Below are 22,328 nucleotides of genomic sequence, written 5' to 3'. Positions count from 1 at the left end.
TCAGCTGAGCAGCACCGGATCCCCCACGGCGACGGCCCCCGGCTCCAGCACCGAGAGGCGAACCCCGGCCACCACCTTGTTGTGGCGAGCCGTGGCCCGCAGGATCTCGAGCTCCTGGGGCAGGCCGCCCTGGGCCAGGGTGGTGACCACGCAGCGGGGGCAGCCGCCATCCACCCGCAACAGGGCCCCGCGGCCCAGGCGCAGATCAGCGCCGATCCAGTCCTGCTCCACGAACCCCTCGCCCGGTCCGCAGGGGCGGATCAGCAGGTTGGGGCGAAAGCGCTCCACGGCGAAATCGAGCTGGGGTTCCAGCTGCCGCAGCCGCTCCAGGGTGGCGGTGGTGAGGGCATGGATGGGGCAGGCATCGAAGAACGTGCCCTCCGGCAGCGGCAGCTCGTTCACCACGTTCTGAAAATCCCGCTCCGGCACATCGGGCCAGTACTGGTCGAGGCTGGCCCCCGCCGGGGCCTGGTGCAGCAGGCTCACCTGCCGCCCCAGCAGCCGGGACAGGGCGGCATCGATGCCGGGATCGCTGCTCAGCAGGGGGGCGGCCGCTGGGGCGCCAGCGCTTGGCTGTTCCGGCGCAATCGCCAGCGCCGGCAGGGGCTCACCCGGCTGCGGTGGTGAGCCATAGCGGGCGCGATAGCCCAGCAGGGCCTGCCAGATCAGGGGGTTCTTGGCGCTGGCCACCCGCTGGGTGGCGTGGTCCCAGAGGGCATAGGCCCGGTCACCGCAGATGCCGCCGGCGGTCACGTCCACCTGCACCGGGCGTTCGCCCTGCATCGATTTAAGCGGGTAGCGCCACAGCGCCTCCACGTGGCCCACCAGGCGTTCGGCCATCGCTGCGAGGGGCTGGGGGGCTCCATTGAACCCCCCGATGCCGGCATGAACCGTTCACCCGGCACTGCCAGGCGTAGCCAGGGCCCAAGCAGAGCGGGGAGGTCTTGGCTGGGGCGAGGGGAGGTGAGAGGGTGCGGCGATCTCCCTCCTCCCGCCGCCGGGGTTCCGCCATGGCCACCTGTCTGATCACCGGCGCCAACCGCGGCATCGGCATGGCCTACTGCCGCCAGCTGCAGGCCCGCGGCGACCGCGTGATCGCGGTGTGCCGCACGGCCTCGCCGGAGCTGGAGCAGCTGGGCGTGCGCATCGAGGCGGGGGTGGACCTCACGGTCGAGGAGGCGGTGGCGGATCTGGTGCGGCGTCTGGAGGGCCTGCCCCTCGATGTGGTGATCCTCAACGCCGGTGTGCTGGAGCGCACCAGCCTGGAGCGCCTCGATCCCGCCAGCCTGCGGCGCCAGTTCGAGCTCAATGCCGTGGCGCCGCTGCGGCTCACCCAGGCCCTGCTCAGCCAGCTGCAGCGGGGTTCGAAGCTGGCGCTGATGAGCAGCCGCATGGGCTCGATCGCCGACAACAGCTCCGGCGGCTCCTACGGCTACCGGATGTCGAAGGCGGCGCTGGGCATGGCCGGCAAGTCGCTGGCCCACGACCTGGGGCCCCGTGGCATCGCCGTGGCGATCCTGCACCCGGGCCTGGTGAGCACCCGCATGACGGGCTTCACCAGCCAGGGGATCAGCGCCGAGGCGGCAGTGGAGGGCCTGCTGCAGCGCATCGACGCACTCACCCTGGAGAATTCGGGCAGCTTCTGGCATGCCAACGGCAGCCTGTTGCCCTGGTGATCCCTACGGGGCCTGCACCATGCCGTCGCCGCGGTCGAGCACGTCCTGATCCGGGGCGAGGCCATCGAGGCTGGCCATGGCCCGCAGGCGGGCCTGCACCGCACCGGCGTTCACCGGCACGCCGCGCTCCCGGATCGCCTGCCACCACAGGGCCGCCACGCCGGCCACGTGGGGCGCCGCCATGCTCGTGCCGTTGAGGGCCGTGAGCCCACCGCCCGTGGCGGCGGACACCACATTCACCCCCGGAGCGGCCAGCACCGGGTTGGTGTTCGAGAACGAGGCCACCGTGAAGCCGGTTGGCCCCTCCCCGAGGGCGCCCACCGACAGCACCCCCAGGGCCGCAGCCGGCACCGACGCCGAGAGCTCGAACTGCGGCCGCCTGGACTCGTTGCCGCTGGCCGCCACCACCACGGTGCCGCCGTTGAAGGCGGCGCGGGCTTCCAGCATGGCCAGCAGACGATCGAACATGCGCAGGTTCATGCGGTAACCCTCCAGGGCCGCGCTGGTGGCCAGGGCCTCGGGCCAGCCCTGGCTGATCAGGTTGGCCGCCAGGCCGGGGAAATCAAAGCCGAGCGACATCGACAGCACCTGGGCGTTGTTGCGGATGGCCCACTCCATGCCGTTGAACAGCATCTCGGAACCGCCGCCGCCCTGATCGCCCAGCACCTTGCCGATCAGCGCCGTGCTCACGCCCCGGGCCACACCGATGCGCTGGCCGTCCACGTCGCGGCCAAACACTGTGCCGGCGCAGTGGGTGCCGTGGCCGTTGACATCGCCATCGCCGTCGCCACTGAAATCCAGCTCGGTGATCGCCATTCCCGCAAAGGCGGGGTGGTTGCGGTCGATGCCCGTATCGAGGATGGCCACGCTCACCCCTGAGCCGTCGAAGCTGCTGCGGTCAGCCCCCACGGCCCGCACGCCCCAGGTGGGGCCCGTGGCCGCGGCCGCGGGTGCACCGGGGGCATCCGACGGTGTGGGGGAGATCAGGCGCGTGGGCATGGAGCGGGCCACGCCAAGCACGTCGGGGTCGCGGGCTGCGTCGCGCAGGTCCGCGGGGCTGAGCGTCTCCAGGCTGATCGCGGGGTCGGGGGGCAGGTCGGCGGCCGGTTCGAGGCCAAAACTGCGCACGCCCGGGTAGGGCAGGGAAGGGCTGGACAGGCCGGTGAAACGGCGCCCTTGATTGAGATCCCGAAGCAGAATAAAGTGTTGTGACGTACTCATGAAGCTATTCCGCCAAGGTTGCATCACTGATGGCATCCAGGCATGCCAGCTGGATTCCGTCAACTGACGCAAGACGCCTTGGCCAGGGCCGTTTTGTGCCACCCACAGGAGGGCTGCGGGACCAAGACAGTAACCACTCGAACAACTCTTTACGAGGGCACCCGCAGGCCGCCTGCGGTCTCCATGCCGCAACGGTGCTCTCAGGGAAGTTGTTCAGATCGTGATCGGGAGACTTGCTTCAAGGGGATCTAGTGGAGCTGAATGAGTTCATGCTTCCTGGATCAGGTCATCTGTCTCAGCGGGATTTGAAGGACATCTGTTTCAGGGGGACCTACCCCGGGCTCCACCCCTTCGGTGCTGCATGACACTGCAGCTGGACCCCGGCTCCGGTAGCCAGGACGACCCTGGAGATGCCGATGAGCCCCCTGTTCGCCTGTTCGGGCTGCGGCGTTCAGATCGAGCGGTCGGTGCGGCTCTATCGGGAACAGAAAGGGCGGCTGCTGTGCTCCACCTGCAAGGACAGGCTGGAGCGCAGCGCGGGGGGGTCGCCGGCACCGGGTGCCGACGAAAGCCATCGGCCGCCCCTGGCCCCTTCCTCCTAATCAGCCCCTTGGTGTTGCACGAGGCCAGGGGCGGCGGCGGCATCGAGGGCGGCCTCACCGCGCCGGTGGATCTCGCGGGCGTAGTCGGTCCAGATTCCCTGGCCCCAGTAGCGGAAGCAGCTGGTTTCCAGCAGCAGCAGGTGCAGCAGGGCGTTCTGATAGAGCGCGGTGCTGGTGACGGAGGGATCCTTCTTCACCAGGGGATCGAACACCTGGTGGAAGCGGGCGCTGAGGCGCTGCATCGGCTCCAGCACGTTGGCGTAGCCCTCCACCCAGCTGAGATCGTTGGTCCAGGAGGCTCCCGCCATCGAGAACTGGGGATCGCTGGCCAGGAGCGCGGCGATGGCGGCTTCGGTGGCCTCGGGGGTGGGGGGTCCGCCCGCCGTGCGCTCGTCCACGGCCTGCCACAGCTTGTGGTGACAGATCGCCTGGAGTCTGGGGTAGTCCGCTGAGCTGACCCCGGCCGCGGCCAGCAGTTCGAGGTATTCGCTGCCGTTGATGGCCAGCGTGGCCGGGCCAGGGCCCGATTCGCTGCCCTGGGCGGCAATCCTGTGATGGGCCTGGATGAAGGCGGAGGGGAACTCGTTCATCATCACGCCACCATTCTCCCCATCGGCAATCTGGGACACCAGGGCGGGAATTGTGGTTCCCGCCAGGTGGAGAGGCTCCAGCCCAAGGGCCTCATAACAGGGCTGCATCTGCCCCACCAGCTTGGTATCGGAGCCCTGGGTTTTGATCAGAACCGTGATGGACAGCGCAGCGCCAGAGGAGTTGCATGCCACCAGCTGATTGGGGCCGTACTTCTGGCCGTGGCTGAGGCTGGAGCCGTCCAGGTTTTCCACGCTGTGCTCCTGAACCAGCAGCCACGTGTAGCCGCACTCCCGCAGGGCCTTCACCAGTTCATAGAGGCTGTCGGGATGGTTGGGCAGGTGCATCTCCGGCAGCGAGAACCCCTTCACCCGCTGCAGGGCCTCAGCGCCAAACAGGGTTTCAAAATGCTGTTGCCAGGCCAGGATCTGGAGCTTGAGGTCGGGAATCGGCGTGGACGGGGCAACGGCATGGCTCCAGAAGGTGCCGAGCCATTCCACGTGGGGCTGCAGGCCGGGATCACAGCTGAGGCGTTCCAGGGCCTCGAGGATGTCGCGGCGGCCCATCTGCTCAAAGCCCCAGAGCAGGTTGCCGGAGTAATCCAGCATGATCCGGGGATTGCAGCCTTCTTGAATCAGCTGGGGGATGATCTCAGCGAGGCGCCTGTAGCACTGGGCAAAGGGCTCTGCGTTGTGGTTATCGCCTTCCCCCGGATGCTCCAGCATGGACTGGAGATGGGAGATGAGTGCACCATCAACGCCGGCTGGAATCGTGGGTTGGTGCATGTGGAGGGCACAGGCAAAACCGGAGCGGATCTGCTCCAGGCTCCGCCCCTGGGGAGATCGAACAGCGGGGCCGCGTTGCTGCACCAGGGCAAGGATCTCGGCTTCTCGGCCCGCGATCGGGGGCAGGGATGGGCTGGTCATGGCTGTGGTGTCTTGCTGAATCACCAGGCCAACGGGGGCGTTGAGCAGGTCTTGCGGTCTGAGTCTGAAGGCAGATGTCGGCTCAGGAGTGCAGAGGCGTGGGAACCAACAAGACCACGCCTCTCGGCAAGATTGAATTAGGCCCAGCGCTGGACGGCTGCAGTGGTATCAAAAGGATTCGAATTAAAGCAGATCTTGCTATCGGGCGAATAGTCATGGATCAAATTAATCAATTCTTCAAACAGCAGCAACAGGTTGGGATCCGTACGCAGCCCGGCGCCGATAGCGACCACCATGTAGGAACGATTGATGAGTTGTTCCTTCACCACGTCTGCTGCTGTCTCGCCAAGATCTGTCAAGCACCACTCAGGAGTGAACCCGAGCATCTGAAGCTGATTGACAACATCCTTGAAGCCAGCGTTCAGTTTTTCGGCGCTTAAGCCTGGCCACTGGGAGAAGTCCACCACCTCGGGCTTGAGCCCAATGAGCAGCACGTGTTGATTGGGCATCTGGTTGTTCACTGGTTTGGCTCAGATCAGGCCATGAATCGGCCACGTTGATTCCAGTTTCCAGGTGACTGGCTCACCCTGAGCGCGGCTCTACCGGCTCAGCGCCTTCCAGAGCCACCAGGCAGCCACAGCCACCAGCACCCAGGGCAGCAGGGGTCTCAACACCAGCAGCACCGCCAGCACCACCAGGGCCGATACCGCCGTTCTCCTGGTGAGGGCCTTGGCCTCATCGGTCATGTAGCGCCAGCGCGGCAGCAGAGGCATCGGCAGGAACTCTCTGAAAGGCTCAGTTGAATGCCAGCCTAGAAAACCCCCTGGGGGCCGGCCCTGGGCCAGCCCTCGGCCACTCCCCTGCCGGGCCGAGTCCATGCCCTTCCACGGCCCCGAGCTGACACGGCCGGTCCCCATCGACAACCCCCTGGCGCTCGGGTTGGCGCGGGCTCCCCACGAGCCGGCTCTGCGGGATCTGCGCCACAGCCTGAGCTGGACCGAGCTGGAGCGGGCCACTGAGCAGCTGGCGCGGGCCTACCGGGCCCTGGGCCTGGGGCCCGGCGACCGGCTGGCCTCGCTGGTGCCCAACGGCGTGGAGCTGGTGGTGCACTACCTGGCCGGGCTGCGCAGCGGCCTGGTGCTCACCCCGCTCAACTACCGCTATGTGCCGGCCGAGATCGACCATGCCCTGGCGGTGAGCGGCGCGGCGGCCCTGGTGTTCCACCGCGAGCGGCAGGCGGATGTGGCGGCCAGCACCCGGGCGGGCGAGCTGCCCCTGGGCACCATTGAGTTCGACGACCCGTGCGGTTTCGCGGCGCTGCTCGAACGCTGTCCCGGCAGTGACGCTCCCTGGCCCGAGCTGCCAGGTGATGCCCCCTGCGTGATCTATTTCACCTCCGGCAGCACCGCCAAACCGAAGGGCGTGACCCACAGCCGCGCCAGCCTCGGGACGCTGCTGGCGTCGCTGGCGCAGGCCCTGGAGCTGCGGCCGGGGGAGCAGGTGCTGGCGGGCTGCTCCCTGGCCCATGTGGCCGCTTCGGCCCTGTGCCTCGGTGCCCTGGGGGCGGGGGCGGGGGCCGTGATCGCCAACACCATCGACAGCCCCAGCGTCGAAACCCTGCTGCGGCGCCTGCGGCCCGAGGTGATGCTGATGCTGCCCGCCCCCCTGTTTGGTCTGGTGCGCGATGGCGGACTGCAGCGTCAGGATCTGGCCTCGGTGCGGCTGTGCATCAGCGGCGGCGACAAGGTGCCGCACCAGCTGCAGCAGGAGTTTCAGGCCGCCACCGGCTTCTGCATCCACGAGAGCTACGGCCTCACCGAGTGCGCCTACGCCACCCTGGCGCCGCCCTCGCAGGCTGGCCGGATCGGCTCGGTGGGCCCGCTCTCGCCGGGGCTGAGCGGCTCGATCCGCAACCCCGAGGGCCAGGAGGTGGAGCCGGGCGAGGCCGGCCGACTGTGGCTGCGGGCCCCGTCCGTGATGACGGGCTACTGGGCCAATCCCGCCGCCACAGCCGACAGCATTCAGGACGGCTGGCTCGACAGCGGCGATGAGATGCGCCTGGACGGCGACGGCAATCTCTGGTTCTGCGGCCGACGCAAGCAGATCATCGTGCACGACGGCTCCAACATCTGCCCCCAGGACGTGGAGGAGGCCCTGGCCGAGCACCCGGCGGTGGAGCTGGCCGGGGTGATCGGCATCCGCGATCCGCTGCATGGCGAGAACGTGCGCGCCTATGTGGCGCTGCGGCAGGGCCACAGCACCCCGGCAGCAGCCGAGCTGATCGCCTTTGCCCGGCAACGGGTGGGCTACAAGGCCCCTGAGGACATCCGTTTTCTGGCGGCGTTGCCCCTGAATCCGGTCGGCAAGGTCGACCGCATCGCCCTGAGCCAGCTGGCCCAGGGCGATGCGAGGTGAAGGGCGCGGCCACGGGAACGGGTTGATCAGCTCAGTGCTCCATGGCCAGGTGGACCTTCCACTCAGGCAGCATCTCGGTCCAGAAAGCCTCTGGATTCAGGAAACATCTGTGTTCTGGATGCATCTGCGTTCAGGAAGAGTCTGCGTTCAGGAAGAGTCTGTGTTCAGGAAGAGCCTGTGTTTCGGTGGATGTTGCGGCGGAACCATTTCTGCGGGAAATAGGCTGCCGCCCTCAACGCAATCCGGCTGACAACGAAAACTTATCGTCATGGGAATCGGAGCCGGAAGGGGACGGCCGTGACGCCATCAAGAGCTGAACATTTCCGGCTTTCCTGACGGGCCGGGGCCAGAGCCGGTGGCCTGACGACACCTGGCTAAGGTGCCTACGTCATGCCCATGCCGCCCCCCACAACCTTCATGCAGAGGACGCAATGCTCTGTGGCGGTCTATGACACAAAGCCCTACGACCTGCTGCATCTGCCGGCGGCCGCGGGCCCTGATGTGGATCTGCGCTTTCTGAACTTTCGCCTGAGTGTGGACACGGCTGGCACCGCCGACGGGGCGCGGGCTGTGTGCGTGTTCGTCAATGACGCGATTGACAAGCACTGCCTTGAATCCCTGGCCAGCCGCGGTGTCGAGCTGGTGGCCCTGCGCTGCACCGGCTTCAACAACGTGGATCTCGAGGCGGCCCGCGCTCTCGGCATGGCCGTGACCCGCGTGCCCGTCTACTCCCCCAATGCTGTGGCCGAACATGCCGTGGCCCTGCTGCTGACCCTCAATCGCCAGGTGCACCGTTCATTCAACCGGGTGCGGGAACACAATTTCTCCCTGCAGGGCCTGGTGGGTTTTGATCTCAATGGCCGCACGGCGGGCATTGTGGGAACGGGCAAGATCGGGCGGATCCTGGCCAGGATCCTGCGGGGCTTCGGCATGGTCGTTGTGGCCTACGACCCCTTTCCCGATCCGGCCTGGGCAGCCCGAGAGGGCATCACCTATGTGGATCCGATCACTCTCTCCAGCCTCAGCGATGTGATCTCCCTCCATGTTCCCCTGACAGCCGAAACCCACCACATCATTCGCCGGGAGACCATTGACTGCATGAAGCCCGGTGTGATCCTCGTGAATGTGAGCCGGGGTGGCCTGATTGATACCGTGGCCCTGATCGAAGGCTTGAAATCAGGGCGCCTGGGTGGGGTGGCACTGGATGTGTATGAGGAGGAAGAAGGAGTGTTTTTCGAGGATCTTTCCGGAACGGTGTTACAGGATGATCTGCTGGCACGGATGCTCACGTTTCCCAATGTGCTGATCACGGCCCACCAGGCCTTTCTGACCCATGAAGCCCTCAACGACATCGCTCGCATCACCGGCGCAAACCTCCGCTCTCTGGTGGTGGGAGAGCCCTTTGTGGAAGGTTCCCTGCTCACCTAGGGATTGCCCGCAGCTCCTCTTGCCAGACATCGGCCTCCAGGTCCTGCCGCAGCCATAGGTTGAGGGCTCTGTCCCCCGCAGCCACCAAGGGCCCGTGGTCTGATGCCTGCTCTCCTCCAACCCCGATCGCTCGCCCTACTGGTTGGCGGTGTCGTCCTGGGCCTGCTGCTCAACCACCTGCTGGCGGGGGCCGGTTTCACGCCCGTGAGCTCCTGCCTGCCGCTGCGCGCCCTGCTCTGGCCGGGGGCAGCGCTGGGGAGTGCCGCCCTGCTGGCCCGGGCCGTGGTGGTGGTGGCCCGGCTGGGCATCAGGGTGGAGATCTTCACCCGCAGCCCGATCGACATCGCCACCCGGCGCCGGCCCATTCAGGCGGAAGTGACCCGGGTGCGCCTCTGAGCAGAGCTCGAGGGAGCCAACAGCCCCCGAATCCACTCCTGCGCCCCGAAGGTAGAGAGGAAGACCGCCAGCTCCCATGACCCCCCCTTCTGAAGGATCTCCCTCCGGCGACGACACCCCTGAGCCGGAGCAGTCCGGCGGCCGCTGGCGCAAGCTCTCGCTGCTGGCCGCCATCGCCCTGGTGGTGGCCCTGTTCTTCGGCTTTGGCCTGCAGCGCTTCCTGACGCTGGAGGCCCTGCAGCAGGCCCAGGGTTCCCTGCAGGCCTGGCGTCAGCAGGCGCCCCTGCAGAGCGCCCTCACCTACATGGCCGTGTACGTGGTGGTCACGGCCCTGTCGCTGCCGGGGGCGGCGGTGCTCACCCTGGCGGGCGGCGCCCTGTTCGGCCTCGGCCTGGGCACCCTGCTGGTGTCTTTCGCCTCCAGCGCCGGCGCCCTGCTGGCCTTCCTGCTGGCCCGCACCCTGCTGCGCGATCTGGTGCAGCGGCGTTTCGGGCGCCAGCTCGCTCCGATCGAAGCGGGGGTGCGGCGCGACGGCGTGCTCTACCTGCTCACCCTGCGGCTGGCGCCGGTGTTCCCCTTTTTCCTGGTGAACCTGCTGATGGCGCTCACCCCCATGCGGGCCGGGGCCTACTACCTCACCAGCCAGCTGGGCATGCTGCCGGGCACCTTGGTGTACGTGAACGCCGGCACCCAGCTGGCCCAGCTGCGGGGCCTCGGCGGCATCCTCTCGCCGCCCCTGCTGATTTCGTTCGCCCTGCTGGCCCTGTTCCCCTGGCTGGCGCGCGCCGCCACGGCCCGCCTGGCCATCTGGCGGCTCTACCGGCCCTGGAGCCGTCCGCGCCGCTTCGATCGCAACCTGATCGTGATCGGGGCCGGTGCCGCCGGGCTGGTGACGGCCTACATCGCCGCCACGGTGAAAGCCCGCGTCACCCTGATCGAGGCGGAGGCCATGGGTGGCGACTGCCTCAACACCGGCTGCGTGCCCAGCAAGGCCCTGATCGCCTCGGCGCGGCTGGCGGCCCGCATGCGCCGGGCTGATCGCTACGGCCTCAGGCCGGCGGAGCCGAGCCTCTCGGTGCGGGAGGTGCTGGAGCGGGTGGCGGCCAAGGTGGCCGCCGTGGCTCCCCACGACAGCGTGGAGCGCTACCAGGCCCTGGGGGTGGAAGTGGTGAAGGGCCATGCCCGCCTGGTGGATCCCTGGACCGTGGCGATCCGCGGCCGGGATGGCCAGGAGCAGCGGCTCAGCGGACGCTCGATCGTGCTGGCCACCGGCGCCGCGCCGGTGCTGCCCGACCTGCCGGGGGCCTCGCAGGTGCCGCTGCTCAGCAGCGAAACTCTCTGGAGCTGGCTGCGCCAGTGCCCCCTGGAGCGGCCACGCCTGGTGGTGCTGGGCGGCGGACCGATCGGCTGTGAGCTCTCCCAGGCCCTGGCCCAGCTGGGCCTGCCCGTGACCCTGATCCACCGCGGCGAACGGTTGCTGCGCAAGGAGGATGCCGACGTCGCCGAGGAAGTGCGCAGCGCCCTGGAAGCAGACGGCGTGCAACTGCTGCTGCAGACCAGGGTGCTGGGCTTTGCCGCTGCTTCGCCAGGTGCGGCCGATGCCTCTGCCCAGGTGCTGGTGGAGCACGAGGGCGCCAGCAGCACGATCGCCTGTGATGCCGTGCTCTGCGCCCTGGGCCGCAAGGCCCGGCTGGAGGGCTACGGCCTCGAAGAGCTGGCCATCCCCACCGGTGACACGATCACCACCAACGACTACCTCCAGACCCTCTACCCCAACATCTATGCCGCCGGTGACGTGGCAGGCCCCTTCCAGTTCACCCACACCGCCTCCCATCAGGCCTGGTATGCCGCGGTGAATGCCCTGTTCGGCAGTGTGCGGCGCTTCAAGACCGACTACCGGGTGATCCCCCGCACCACCTTCACCGATCCGGAAGTGGCCACGGTGGGCCTCACCGAAACGGAGGCCTCGGCCCTGCAGATCCCTGTGGAGGTGACGCGGGTTCCCCTGCACGAGCTCGACCGGGCCATCGTGGAGAGCGCCGAGCGGGGCTTCGTGAAGGTGCTCACCGCCCCGGGCAAGGACACGATCCTGGGGGCCACGATCGTGGCCGAGCATGCCGGCGAGCTGCTGGCGGAGTTTGTGCTGGCGATGCGCTGGGGGCTCGGCCTCAGCCGGATCTTCGGCACGATCCACGCCTACCCCACCTTCGCTGAGGTGAACAAGTACGCCGCCGGGGCCTGGAAGAAAGCCCGGGCACCGCAACGGCTGCTGGGCTGGTTGGAGCGGTTCCACCGCTGGCGGCTCGGGGCGCCTTGAAGCGGCGTCTGTTGGCCCGGATAATGGTCAATCGACCTGGGCCCTGAGCCACCGAGCACCTTGGCCATGCGGCGTGGGTTCTACCTCAAGCAGCCGGGGCCGGCCTGGCGCTGGCTGAGCGCCTTGATGGTGACCGTGGCCCTGGTGGCGGGGCCGATGCAGCTGGTCTCCCTGGCTCAGCCGGCTCTGTCGCACCCACCGCTGGCTCAGTCGCTGGTGCAGCCACCGGTGATGGTCGCCCAGCAGGTTCTGGCCAGTCCCGGAGCCACCACAGCGAAACCGGACACCACCAAGCAACCGGCAGAGGATTCAGGCGCCTGGGTGATGCTCGATGGCCGCAGGGTGATCGAGATCGAGAGTGCCGCCGGCGCTCAGAATCCCAAGGACGTGGCCCGACGCATCACCGGTCACCTCGAGCGCCTGGTGCGCAATCCGAACTTCCAGGCCGATCGGATCGTGGTGCGGGAGCAGGACCCCTATTCCACGGTGGGGCTGCTCGCCCTTGACGGCAAGTTCCTGCCCGGCCTGGCCGTGGACGAACGAGCCGCCAAGGAGGCGGGCGTCAGCCGCCAGGTGTTGGCCGAGCGCTATCGCGACCAGATCCGCGCCGCCGTGCGCGACTACCGCACCCGCAACAGCCGGCGCTCCTGGATCGTCGGCACCTTGCTGGCGGTGCTGGTGCTGGCGGTGTATCTGGTATGGGTGCGCTGGCAGCAGCGGCTGCACAGGCGCCTGCTGCTGTGGCTGAGTCGGCGCAGCGTGGCGTTGGCGCCCAAGTTGAAGCTCGGGGAGCAGACCCTGGTCAGCCCGGCCCAGACGATCGGGATCTCGCGGCTGCTGCTCAACACGGTGCATTGGGGGCTGCTGCTGCTGATCAGCTGGCTGCTGATTCCCCTGCTGCTCGGCTTCTTTCCACCCACCCAGGCCATGGCCGCGGGCCTGCGGGGTCAGCTGCTGTCCTGGTTCATGCAGGTGGTGGAGGCTGTGCTCAGCCTGGTGCCCAACCTGCTGTGGATCGGGTTCATCGGGGTAGGCACGGCGCTGATGGTGCGCCTCAGCAACTTCCTGTTCGGGGCCCTGCGGCGCGGGCGGCTGAAGATCTCCTGGTTCTATCGGGAGTGGGCGATTCCCACCTGCCGGATCGCCAACACCTTCATCGTGTTGGCGGGCCTGTTGTTCGCCTTTCCCTACATCCCGGGCTCCGACAGCCGGGCGTTTCAAGGCGCTGGCCTGCTGTTCGGTGTGCTGGCCGCCCTGGGCTCCAGTGCTGTGGCCACCAACGTGATCAGCGGCCTGATGCTCATCTACACCCGGGCTTTCCTGGAGGGTGATCGGGTGGAGATCAACGGCGTGATCGGGCTGGTGCAGGAGCGGGCCCTGCTGGTGACCCGCATCCGCACCCCCCGCAATGAACTGGTGAGCATCCCGAACGCCGCTGTGATCACCTCATCGGTGGTGAACTACAGCTTCTCCAGGCGTGAGATCCGCAAGCCGGTGGCGATCTGCACCACGGTGACCATCGGCTATGACGTGCCCTGGCGCCAGGTGCACGAGCTGATGATCTCTGCCGCCAAAAGCGTGGAGGGCATCAGCCGTGAAGACGAACCCTTCGTGCTGCAGACCAGCCTCAACGACTTCAACATCAGCTACGAACTCACGGCCAGCATTCGCGACTCCAAGAAATACCGCGAAACCCTCTCTGCGCTGCTCGGCGCCATTCAGGATCAGTTCGCCGACGCCAAGATCGAAATCCTCTCGCCCGGCTACCACGCCATGCGCAACGGCAACCCCAGCACCCTGCCGCCGCCGTGGAGCCCTCAGGACAACGCCACCACGTAGCGGCACTCCAGGCTGAGGCCATCGGCGGGGGGTACCTGCAGCAGCCGATCGCCACTGATCAGGGACAGGCGTGGGCCTGTCCAGGGCTCCAGGCAGAGCATCGGCCGGGGCGGATCGCTCCAGATCACGGCCAGATCCCAGGGCGCCACAGGCTGCAGGCCCACCCTGCAGCCTGTGGCCCCATCCACCAGGCTCACCGGCCCGCTGGGCCGCACCAGCAGATCCACCCCCTGCTCCAGCTGGGCCAGGGCCGCGGCGGTGGACGCCTCCGCCATGCTGAGGTGGTCGAAACCCTGCTGGGGCAAGCCCTCCAGGTGAACATCCGCCAGGCTGGTGACAGCCCAGTAGGGGTGCAGTCCGAGGCTGAACGGCATCGGCTCGCGGCCCTGGTTCTCCACCCGGGCCGTGATCTCCAGCAACCCGGGGGCGAGGCGGTAGTCGAGCTGAAGCCGGAAGCGGAAGGGGAAGGCCGCCAGGGTGGTGGCGTCGTGCTCCAGGCTGAGGCTCACCCCCTGGCCATCGGCGCGCTCGGCCAGCTGCCATGGGCGGTCTCGGGCGAACCCGTGCTGGCTCAGCTGCACCAAGCCCTGGGGCAGCAGGAGCGCATCGCCAGGCAGCCCGCCACAGATCGGGAACAGCACCGGGATGCCACCGCGCACCGAACAGGACGGATCGGCGAAGCGCTCGGCATCGAAATAGAGCCAGTCGCGGCCCAGACTGCGCCAGCTCGTGACCAGTCCGCCACGCTCAGGCACCAACTGCAGCAGCTCGGCGCCGGAGGGATCGGTGAACTTCCAGTGGGGATAGGGCTCCGAGTACTGCGTGAGAGCCAAGCGTCAATCCAGAAGTCAGTTCCGGATCTTAATCCGGTTGATCAGGCGATGGATCGGCTGGCTGACCAGCGCAAGGATATGGATATCTGACTACTGCCCGTGCAGGACTACCGCAGACAACACTGATCAACTGACCCCAGTGGATCAGTGTTGCTGGGGATCAGTGTTGCTGGTGAATCGGCTGTGCTGATTCATTCAGTTATTTTCACGCAGGATTTCGGTGCAGGTGGTCACGCATTCACCGTCATCCACCGAGCAGGTGGTAATGCACTCGAAGTAGGCCTCCACTGGGTCATTGTCGGCAGTGGGGAATCCTGCGGCGGCATGCTCACCACTGCGAGGGGTGACGGAAGCATTGGTGTGGGAGGCTGTCATGGCGCCTTGTGTGAGGGAACTTGCATGAACCGTATGAACAGCACGTTCAGGAAGCAAGCAGATTGAGCAGGGATACCCATGGATTGATTGCGCGTTGTGAAGCATGGTGCCCCCGCTGGGTGTGAGCATTCCCGACGGCCCCGCGATCCTGGAGCTGGAGCGGCGCAGCCGCAGCCAGGGCTCCGGCCTCACCGCCCCTGAACTCGAGGGGGCCTGGCTGCTGAGCCAGCTCTGGAGCCGGCAGCAGGCCAGACCACTGGCGGCTGCGGCCCTGCTGCGCCCCCTGGCCGCCACCCTGGAGCTCCATCCCGGCAGCGATGGCGCCCTGGCCGTGACCAACAGCGTGCAGCTGGGCCGGCTGCAGCTCCGCTTTGACGGCGCCGGCGAACTGCGGGGGCGGCGGCCGCTGCTGCTGTTCTGGTTCGAGCGCCTGCAACTGCGCTGGGGGGAGCGGCTGCTGCTGCAGAAGGCGCTGCAGCGCCCCGAGCCGCGGGCACTGCCGTTCTTCGCCCTGATTGCCACGGGGCAGCAGGGCGATGGGGCCTGGCTGGTGGCCCGGGGCCGGGGCGGTGGACTGGCCCTGTGGCAACGGGCGCCGCTCAGCAGATCCTCGGCAGCAGCTCCCCGCTGAGGGGCAGCAGCAGCCGTTCGGTGCCCAGGGCCGTGGTCAGCACCACCCGCGGCCGGCCCGAGGCGGGCCGCACCTCACCGATCCAGGCGCCCCCATCGGGCTCCAGCAGGGCGAGGGCCCGGGCGCTGTGTTCCGGGGGCACCACCGCCACGAAACGGCCCTCGTTGGCCAGATGCAGTGGCTCAAAACCCAGCAGGGCGCAGGTGCGGGCCACCGGCTCGATCACCGGCAGCTGAGGCTCCTCGATCGCCAGCTCCACCCCCGCCGCCTCGGCCAGCTCCTGCAGGGCACTGGCCAGGCCGCCGCGGGTGAGGTCCCGCAGGCAGTGGAGCCGCAGGCCGGCGGCCAGCATCCGCTCCACCTGGGGCCAGAGGGGAGCGCAGTCAGACAGAACGGGCGGATCCAGCTGCAGTCCGTGGCGGGCGGCGAGGATCGCCACGCCATGGCGGCCCAGATCGCCGCTCACCAGCAGCTGGTCGCCGGGCCGGATCGCGCTGGGCTGGATCGCGCTGGGAACAAGGGCCGGGCCATCGGGCGCTGCCGGCTGCGCTCCGCCCAGGCTCTGCAGGCCGATGCCGCTGGTGGTGATGAACAGGCCATCGCCCTTGCCGCGCTCCACCACCTTGGTGTCACCGGTCACGATGGTGAGGCCACACAGTCGGGCGGCCGCGGCCATGGAGGCCACCACCCGGCGCAGCAGCGCCAGCGGCAGGCCCTCCTCCAGGATCAGGGCCACACTCAGGTGCAGGGGTCGCGCTCCGGCCATGGCCAGGTCATTGGCGGTGCCGATCACGGCCAGCCGGCCGATGTCGCCTCCGGGGAACTCCAGGGGCTGCACCACGTAGCCGTCGGTGCTGAAGGCGAGCCGGCCATGGGGCAGCGCCAGGCTGGCGGCATCGTGGAGCACCTGGGCGGGATCGGCGTAGAGGGGCCGCAGGTCCCGGTCGATCAGCTGCTGCATCAGGGTGCCGCCGCCGCCATGGGCCAGCTGGATCAGCTCCTGCATGGAACCGCCCGGTAGCGGTGGTAGGCCGCGCAGGCCCCCTCACTCGACACCATCGGCGCCCCCAGCGGGTGTTCGGGCCGGCAGCGGCTGCCGAAGGCGGCGCAGTCGCTGGGCAGCGCCCGCCCCTGCAGCACCTGGGCGGCAATGCACTCCTGGGCTCCCGCCCCCTCGGCCCGGCCCTGCTCCGCCAGATCGAAGCGTGCGCGGGCATCGAGCCAGGCCAGCTCGGGCCGCAGGGCCAGGCCCCCCGCCGCGATCACGCCCAGCCCCCGCCAGGGCTGATCCACCACCTGGAACACCTGCTGCAGCAGGGCCCGGGCCCCGGGGTTGCCCTGCTCGCGCACCACCTGCGGGTAGGCGTTCAGCACCGCGGGCCTGCCGGCCTCCAGCAGCTCCACACAGCCCAGCACGCCGCGCAGCAGCTCCTCGGGCTCGAAGCCGCTCACCACCACGGGCAGCCGATGCCGCTCCACCAGGGGGTGGAGTTCCTCCAGGCCCATCACCGTGCCCACATGGCCGGCCGCCAGAAAGCCCTGCACCTGGTTGCCGGGCGCCGCCAGGATCGCCGCCATGGCCGGCACCACTCGCACATGGGCCATCAACAGCGACAGGTTGGCCAGGCCCAACCGGGCCGTCTGCTGAGCCAGCAGCGCCGTGGCCGGAGCGGTGGTCTCGAAGCCCACGGCCAGGAACACCACCTGGTGGGCGGGGTGGCTCTGGGCCAGGGCGATCGCCTGCAGGGGCGAGGTGAGCAGGCGCACGTCCCCCCCCGCGGCCCGCACCCGCAGCAGGTCGTCGCCCGGCTCGCTGCCCGGCACCCGCAGCATGTCGCCATAGGTGCAGAGGATCACCTCCGGGCGACGGGCCAGAGCCAGGGCCTGGTTGATGCTGGCGGCGGGGGTGACGCACACCGGACAGCCCGGCCCGTGGATCAGCAGCAGCCCATCCGGCAGCAGCTGATCAAGGCCCCAGCGCACGATGGCGTGGGTCTGGCCGCCGCACACCTCCATCAACGTCCAGGGACGGGTGACCGTGGCCCGCAGCCTGGCGGCCAGCGCGGTGACTGCCGCGGTGCTGCTCACCAGGGCCCCCGGGCCGTGGCCGCGCCGGCCGGGCTGTAGCTGTGGATGGCCTGCATGTACTGGGCCCGCTCGTACTCCTCGGGATTGGGGCAGTGGGCCTGGCTCATGCAGCCGATCAGGGCGGCCACGCTCGCCACCTCGTGGTCGCGCATCAAGGTGGCGAGTTCATCCTCCAGCCCCTGCAGGCGTCCGGGGCCATGGCGCAGCAGGGCCGCCACCACCTGGGTGGCGGCGGCACCGGCCATCAGCAGACGCACCACATCGGTGCCGCGGTGGACGCCACCGCTGCCGATCAGGTCCAGGCCCACGCGGCCGTGCAGCAGGGCGATCCAGCGCAGCGGCAGGCGCAGGTCGTGGGGGGTGCTGAGCAGCAGGTTGGGACGAACGGTCATCGACTCGATGTCGATGTCGGGCTGGTAGAAGCGGTTGAACAGCACCAGGCCCTGGGCACCCGAGCACTCCATGCGCCGGGCCATCGCCCCGAAGTTGCTGAAGAACGGCCCGAGCTTCACGGCCAGCGGCAGGGTCACCTCGGCGCGCACCTCCCGCACGATCTCCTCCACCTGGGCTTCGATCGCGGCGCTGGAGAGATCCGGATCGGTGGGAACGGCGTAGATGTTCAGCTCCAGGGCCGCGGCGCCGGCCGCCTCGATGCGGCGAGCGGTCTCCACCCAACGGCCAGGGCTGCGGCCATTGAGGCTGGCGATCACCGGGATGGCCAGGCGGCGGCGGGCCTGCTCGATCAGGCGCAGGTAGGCGTCGGCTCCGCCGTGCTCCAGCGCCGCCTCCGGCAGGTAGCTGAGGGCCTCGCCGTAGCTCTCGGCACCCTGCTGGCCATAGCGGTGCAGGGCCAGCTGCTCCTGCTCGATCTGCTCCTCGAACAGCGAGTGCAGCACGATGGCCGCGGCGCCGCAGCGCTCCAGCTCCTGCAGCGCCTCGATGCTCTCGCTGAGCGGACCAGCAGCACCCACCACCAGGGGCGTGCGCAGGGGCAGGCCGAGGTAGGTGGTGGCGAGGTCGGGCCCAGTCATGGCCGGCTGGGGCTGCTCTGGCCACTCCAGGGTTGGGCCAGGGCGCAGTAGCTGGCCCAGCGGCGGGCCCGCTCGGCCTCGGCCTGATTCAGGAGCTCGCGGGCCCGCTCGGGCCGGCTGTAGCGGAGCACCTCGAAGCGCTGTTCGGCGGCCATCGCCTCCCGCAGGGAGCGCTGCGGCGCTGGGCTATCGAGCTGCAGCGGGTTCTCGCCCCGCTCGGCGCGGCGGGGATCGTGGCGGTAGAGGAGCCAGCGGCCCGAGTCCACCGCCAGCTTCTGGTGGTCCATGCCGCGGGCCATGGGGATGCCGTGGGCGATGCAGTGGGAGTAGGCCAGGATCAGGGACGGGCCCGGATAGCTCTCGGCCTCCAGGAAGGCCCGGATCGTGTGCTCGTCGCGTGCGCCCATCGCCACGCTGGCCACGTAGACGTGGCCGTAGGTCATCGCCATCAGGCCCAGATCCTTCTTGGCGGCGGCCTTGCCCGAGGCCGCGAACTTGGCCACGGCCCCGAGCGGCGTGGCCTTGGAGGCCTGGCCGCCGGTGTTGGAGTACACCTCGGTGTCGAGCACCAGCACGTTCAGATCGCGGCCGCTGGCCAGCACATGGTCGAGCCCGCCGAAACCGATGTCGTAGGCCCAGCCGTCGCCGCCCACCAGCCACACGCTGGTCTTGGTGAGGGCATCGGCCAGATCCAGCAGGCGTTCGGCCAGCGGGCGATCGGAGCCGCTCAGCCCACCCGGCTCCTGGCCGCCATCGAGGCCGAGCAACCGCTGCAGGCAGCGCTTCAACTCCGCCACCCGCTGGCGCTGCTCCAGGATCGCGGCCTCGCCGGCCTGGTCGGCTGGGGCGCCGCCGGCGTGGGCCCGGGTCGCCTCCACCAGCCTGGGTGGCAGCAACGGCGCCAGCTGAGCCAGCAGCTCCAGGGCCATGGCGCGCTGCTGATCCAGGGCCACGCGCATGCCGTAGCCGAACTCGGCGTTGTCTTCAAACAGGGAGTTGCTCCAGGCGGGGCCCCGCCCCTCGGCATTGGCGCTCCAGGGGGTGGTGGGCAGGTTGCCGCCGTAGATGGAACTGCAACCGGTGGCATTGGCCACCAGCATGCGATCGCCGAACAGCTGGCTGGCCAGCTTGAGGTAGGGGGTTTCGCCGCAGCCGGCGCAGGCGCCCGAGAAGGCGAACAGGGGCTCCAGCCATTGCTGGTGGGCGACGCGGTGCGGATCCAGCAGCTGCCGGGGCGGATGGGGCAACTGCAGGAAGAAGTCCCAGTGGCCGCGGGCGGCCGGCAGCTCGGCACGCCGGGGGGCCATGTTGATCGCCTTGCGCTTCGGCTGGCTGCGATCGCGCACCGGGCAGACCTCCACGCACAGGGAGCAGCCGGTGCAGTCTTCAACGGCCACCTGCAGGGTGAAGGTCTGGCCGGCGAACGTCCGGTCCCGGCAGGGGGCGGTGCGAAAGCCCTCAGGCGCCGCCGCAAAGGCCTCAGGCGCCGCCAGCTTGGCGCGGATCACCCCGTGGGGACACACCAGCACGCACTTGCCGCACTGCACGCAGAGGTCGCTCTCCCACACCGGCACGGCCGTGGCGATGTTGCGCTTCTCCCACTGGGCCGTGCCCACAGGCCAGGTGCCATCGCAGGGCAGGGCGCTCACCGGCAGCTCGTCCCCACGGCGCTCCAGCATCGGCCCGATCACCTCCCGCACGAAGGCCGGCGCGCCGGCCAGGCGCTCGCCGGTGCCCGGCAGGGTGGCCGGGTCAGGCGGGGCAGCCTGGGGGTCGCTGCTGCCTGCGGCAGCCAGGGCGTCGAGCTGGCGCCAGTCGAGGGGCTCCAGGTGGTCGAGGCTGGCATCGAGGGCCGCCAGGTTCATCGCCACCACCGCCTCGCCCTTGCGGCCGTAGTTGTGGTGGATCGAGGCGCGGATGCGGGCGATCGCCTCCTGCCGGGGCAGCACGCCGCTGAGGGCGAAGAAACAGGCCTGCATCACGGTGTTGATGTGGGGCCCCATGCCGGCCTGGCGAGCCACCCGCTCGGCGTTGATCTGATGCACCTGCAGGCCGGCTTGCCTGATCTGCTGCCGCACGGGCTCGGGCAGCCGGATCCAGGTTTCGGCGCTTTCGAACGGGCTGTTCAGCAACAGCACCGCGCCGGGCTCGATGCCCGCCAGCAGATCGAAACGGCGCAGGAAGTCCCACTGGTGGCAGGCCACGAAGGTGGGCCGCTGGATCAGGTAGGTGGAGCGGATCGGCTGCGGCCCGAAGCGCAGGTGCGACACCGTGACCGAGCCGGCCTTCTTGGAGTCGTAGACGAAGTAGCCCTGGGCGTGCAGATCGGTGCCCTCGCCGATGATCTTGATGGCGGCCTTGTTGGCGCCCACGGTGCCATCGGAGCCGAGGCCGTAGAACACAGCCCGCACCTGGCCGCTATCGGCCCGGGGACGCTCGGTGACGAAGGCCTGATCGAGGGCCAGGGAGCGACGGGTCACGTCGTCGTGGATGCCCACGCTGAAGTGATTGAGGGGACGGGCGCCATCGCCTGAGCCGGCGAGTGCCGCCTGGAGGTGATCGAACACGGCCTTCACCATCGCCGGCGTGAACTCCTTGGAGGAGAGGCCGTAGCGGCCCCCCAGCAGCAGCGGCTGCGGCTGGGGGCCATGCACCTGGCGCCACTCCTCACTGACGGCGGCGAGCACGTCGAGGTAGAGCGGTTCGCCCGGAGCGCCGGGCTCCTTGCAGCGATCCAGCACCGCGATCGCCCGGGTGCTGGCGGGCAGGGCCTCCACCAGCCAGCGGGCCGCGAAGGGCCGGAACAGACGCAGCTTCAGCACCCCCACCCGCTCGCCGCGGGCCTGCAGGGCCTCGCTGGCCTCCAGGGCGGTTTCGGCCCCCGAGCCCATCAGCACCAGCACCCGCTCGGCATCGGCGGGGCCGGCGTAGTCGTAGGGGCGGTAGTGGCGGCCGGTGAGGGCGGCGAACCGCTGCATCGCCTCCAGCAGATGGCCCGGCGCGGCGTCATAGAACCGGTTCACCGCTTCCCGCGCCTGGAAGTAGACATCCGGGTTCTGGGCGGTGCCGCGCAGCACCGGATGGGCCGGACTCAGGGCCCTGGCGCGGTGATCCCGGATCGCCTGCTCCGGGATCATCTGGCGCAGCAGCTCGTCGTCGAGGGCGTGCACCTTCTGAATCTCGTGGGAGGTGCGGAAGCCGTCGAAGACGTGCAGGAAGGGCAGGCGGCTGAGCAGGCTGGCCCGGGCGGCGATCACGGCGCCATCGGCGGCCTCCTGCACCGAGGACGAGCAGAGGATGCCGCAGCCGCTGCCCCGGGTGGCCATCACGTCGCTGTGGTCGCCGAAGATCGAGAGCCCCTGGGCCGCCAGGGAGCGGGCCGCCACATGCAGCACCGCAGGCGTGAGCTCGCCGGCCAGCTTGTAGAGGTTGGGCAGCATCAGCAGCAGCCCCTGGGAGGCCGTGAAGGTGGTGGTGAGCGCCCCGGCCTGGAGGGCGCCGTGCACCGTGCCGGCCGCCCCCGCCTCGCTCTGCAGCTCCACCACCTCCGGCACCGCTCCCCAGAGGTTGGGGCGCCCCTCGGCGGCCCAGGCATCGGCCCATTCGCCCATCGGCGAGGCCGGTGTGATCGGGTAGATGGCGATCACCTCGTTGAGGCGGTAGGCCACCCGGGCCACGGCCTCGTTGCCATCCACCGTGATGCAGGCGCCTGGATCTGGTCTTGCGGCAACGGTCATGGCTCCAGCTCCGCCAGGGGGGATTCGGTGTCGTCATCCACCAGCGCCAGGGCCACGCCCACGTGCACCAGCACCCGATCGCCCACCAGCGCCTGGGGCAGACAGGCCAGGCTCACCTGCTGGCGCACGCCGCCGAAATCCACATCGGCCCGGCGCCAGAGGGGATCGGCGGCGTCGCTGATCGCCAGGATCAATCCTGCTGTGGCCAGGCACATGGCCGTGCCG

At 69.2% G+C, this 22,328-nt stretch carries 20 protein-coding genes; 8 read left to right on the top strand and 12 right to left on the bottom strand.

Going from position 1 to position 22,328, the window contains the following annotated elements:
• Positions 1-840 carry an MOSC domain-containing protein gene (locus tag ACWJIO_RS06010; RefSeq protein WP_480312097.1) on the bottom strand — a complete coding sequence of 280 codons (840 nt, stop codon included), beginning with the start codon at positions 838-840 and terminating at the stop codon, positions 1-3.
• A 170-nt stretch (positions 841-1,010) separates the two neighbouring features.
• Between ACWJIO_RS06010 and ACWJIO_RS06005 the strand changes: the two genes are divergently transcribed.
• Positions 1,011-1,676, top strand: coding sequence for an SDR family oxidoreductase (locus ACWJIO_RS06005; RefSeq protein ID WP_480312409.1), 666 nt, complete (start codon positions 1,011-1,013; stop codon positions 1,674-1,676).
• A 3-nt stretch (positions 1,677-1,679) separates the two neighbouring features.
• Here the strand turns inward: ACWJIO_RS06005 and ACWJIO_RS06000 are convergent, their stop codons facing one another.
• Positions 1,680-2,897: a S8 family peptidase gene (locus ACWJIO_RS06000; protein WP_480312096.1), complete on the bottom strand. Its 1,218-nt coding sequence runs from the start codon at positions 2,895-2,897 to the stop codon at positions 1,680-1,682.
• Positions 2,898-3,313: 416 nt separating this feature from the next.
• Here ACWJIO_RS06000 and ACWJIO_RS05995 point away from each other — a divergent pair, with 416 nt between their 5' ends.
• Positions 3,314-3,499, top strand: a complete 186-nt coding sequence (locus tag ACWJIO_RS05995) for a hypothetical protein (protein WP_480312094.1) — start codon at positions 3,314-3,316, stop codon at positions 3,497-3,499.
• Here the strand turns inward: ACWJIO_RS05995 and ACWJIO_RS05990 are convergent.
• The 3 genes from ACWJIO_RS05990 to ACWJIO_RS05980 all read right to left on the bottom strand — a co-directional run bounded on the left by ACWJIO_RS05990 (position 3,496) and on the right by ACWJIO_RS05980 (position 5,786).
• Entirely contained in the window at positions 3,496-5,013 is a 1,518-nt protein-coding gene (locus ACWJIO_RS05990) for a glycosyl hydrolase family 57 (RefSeq protein ID WP_480312093.1), read from the bottom strand. The two genes, ACWJIO_RS05995 and ACWJIO_RS05990, sit on opposite strands and share 4 nt — an antisense overlap.
• 137 nt (positions 5,014-5,150) lie before the next feature.
• The gene (locus ACWJIO_RS05985) at positions 5,151-5,522 is read right to left on the bottom strand and encodes a hypothetical protein (RefSeq protein WP_480312091.1); all 372 of its coding nucleotides are present in this window, start codon (positions 5,520-5,522) and stop codon (positions 5,151-5,153) included.
• A 90-nt stretch (positions 5,523-5,612) separates the two neighbouring features.
• Complete coding sequence (locus tag ACWJIO_RS05980; protein ID WP_480312089.1) at positions 5,613-5,786, bottom strand: hypothetical protein; 174 nt, start codon at positions 5,784-5,786, stop codon at positions 5,613-5,615.
• Positions 5,787-5,889: 103 nt separating this feature from the next.
• Here ACWJIO_RS05980 and ACWJIO_RS05975 point away from each other — a divergent pair, with 103 nt between their 5' ends.
• The 5 genes from ACWJIO_RS05975 to ACWJIO_RS05955 all read left to right on the top strand — a co-directional run bounded on the left by ACWJIO_RS05975 (position 5,890) and on the right by ACWJIO_RS05955 (position 13,408).
• Positions 5,890-7,428 carry a class I adenylate-forming enzyme family protein gene (locus ACWJIO_RS05975; protein ID WP_480312088.1) on the top strand — a complete coding sequence of 513 codons (1,539 nt, stop codon included), beginning with the start codon at positions 5,890-5,892 and terminating at the stop codon, positions 7,426-7,428.
• Between the two features lie 396 nt (positions 7,429-7,824).
• Entirely contained in the window at positions 7,825-8,856 is a 1,032-nt protein-coding gene (locus tag ACWJIO_RS05970) for a 2-hydroxyacid dehydrogenase (protein ID WP_480312087.1), read from the top strand.
• A gap of 102 nt (positions 8,857-8,958) precedes the next feature.
• Entirely contained in the window at positions 8,959-9,252 is a 294-nt protein-coding gene (locus ACWJIO_RS05965; RefSeq protein ID WP_480312085.1) for a hypothetical protein, read from the top strand.
• A 76-nt stretch (positions 9,253-9,328) separates the two neighbouring features.
• Entirely contained in the window at positions 9,329-11,569 is a 2,241-nt protein-coding gene (locus ACWJIO_RS05960) for an FAD-dependent oxidoreductase (protein ID WP_480312084.1), read from the top strand.
• 66 nt (positions 11,570-11,635) lie between these two features.
• Positions 11,636-13,408: a mechanosensitive ion channel family protein gene (locus tag ACWJIO_RS05955; protein WP_480312407.1), complete on the top strand. Its 1,773-nt coding sequence runs from the start codon at positions 11,636-11,638 to the stop codon at positions 13,406-13,408.
• Here the strand turns inward: ACWJIO_RS05955 and ACWJIO_RS05950 are convergent.
• A complete protein-coding gene (locus ACWJIO_RS05950; protein WP_480312083.1) occupies positions 13,387-14,241 on the bottom strand; it encodes an aldose epimerase family protein in 855 nt (284 codons plus the stop codon). The two genes, ACWJIO_RS05955 and ACWJIO_RS05950, sit on opposite strands and share 22 nt — an antisense overlap.
• A gap of 195 nt (positions 14,242-14,436) precedes the next feature.
• Positions 14,437-14,616, bottom strand: a complete 180-nt coding sequence (locus ACWJIO_RS05945) for a hypothetical protein (protein WP_480312081.1) — start codon at positions 14,614-14,616, stop codon at positions 14,437-14,439.
• 103 nt (positions 14,617-14,719) lie between these two features.
• On the opposite strand from ACWJIO_RS05945, the gene ACWJIO_RS05940 reads away from it, so the two are divergent.
• The gene (locus ACWJIO_RS05940; protein WP_480312080.1) at positions 14,720-15,247 is read left to right on the top strand and encodes a hypothetical protein; all 528 of its coding nucleotides are present in this window, start codon (positions 14,720-14,722) and stop codon (positions 15,245-15,247) included.
• On the opposite strand, the gene hypE is transcribed toward ACWJIO_RS05940, so the two are convergent.
• The 5 genes from hypE to ACWJIO_RS05915 form a co-directional block, all read right to left on the bottom strand.
• Positions 15,216-16,253: a hydrogenase expression/formation protein HypE gene (gene hypE, locus ACWJIO_RS05935; protein WP_480312078.1), complete on the bottom strand. Its 1,038-nt coding sequence runs from the start codon at positions 16,251-16,253 to the stop codon at positions 15,216-15,218. The two genes, ACWJIO_RS05940 and hypE, sit on opposite strands and share 32 nt — an antisense overlap.
• On the bottom strand, positions 16,241-17,263 hold the full coding sequence (gene hypD / locus ACWJIO_RS05930; RefSeq protein ID WP_480312406.1) for a hydrogenase formation protein HypD: 1,023 nt from the start codon (positions 17,261-17,263) through the stop codon (positions 16,241-16,243). Before hypD ends, hypE begins: the two co-directional genes overlap by 13 nt.
• A 68-nt stretch (positions 17,264-17,331) precedes the next feature.
• Entirely contained in the window at positions 17,332-18,366 is a 1,035-nt protein-coding gene (locus ACWJIO_RS05925) for a dihydroorotate dehydrogenase-like protein (RefSeq protein WP_480312077.1), read from the bottom strand.
• Positions 18,363-22,103 (bottom strand): pyruvate:ferredoxin (flavodoxin) oxidoreductase, encoded by a 3,741-nt coding sequence (gene nifJ, locus ACWJIO_RS05920; RefSeq protein ID WP_480312075.1) that lies wholly within the window; start codon positions 22,101-22,103, stop codon positions 18,363-18,365. Before nifJ ends, ACWJIO_RS05925 begins: the two co-directional genes overlap by 4 nt.
• On the bottom strand, positions 22,100-22,318 hold the full coding sequence (locus tag ACWJIO_RS05915) for a HypC/HybG/HupF family hydrogenase formation chaperone (protein WP_186697191.1): 219 nt from the start codon (positions 22,316-22,318) through the stop codon (positions 22,100-22,102). Before ACWJIO_RS05915 ends, nifJ begins: the two co-directional genes overlap by 4 nt.
• Positions 22,319-22,328 lie beyond the last annotated feature (10 nt).

Source organism: Paraciimarium castrense LEGE 11436 (assembly GCF_056633055.1).
This window is presented reverse-complemented; position numbering and strand designations above follow the sequence as displayed.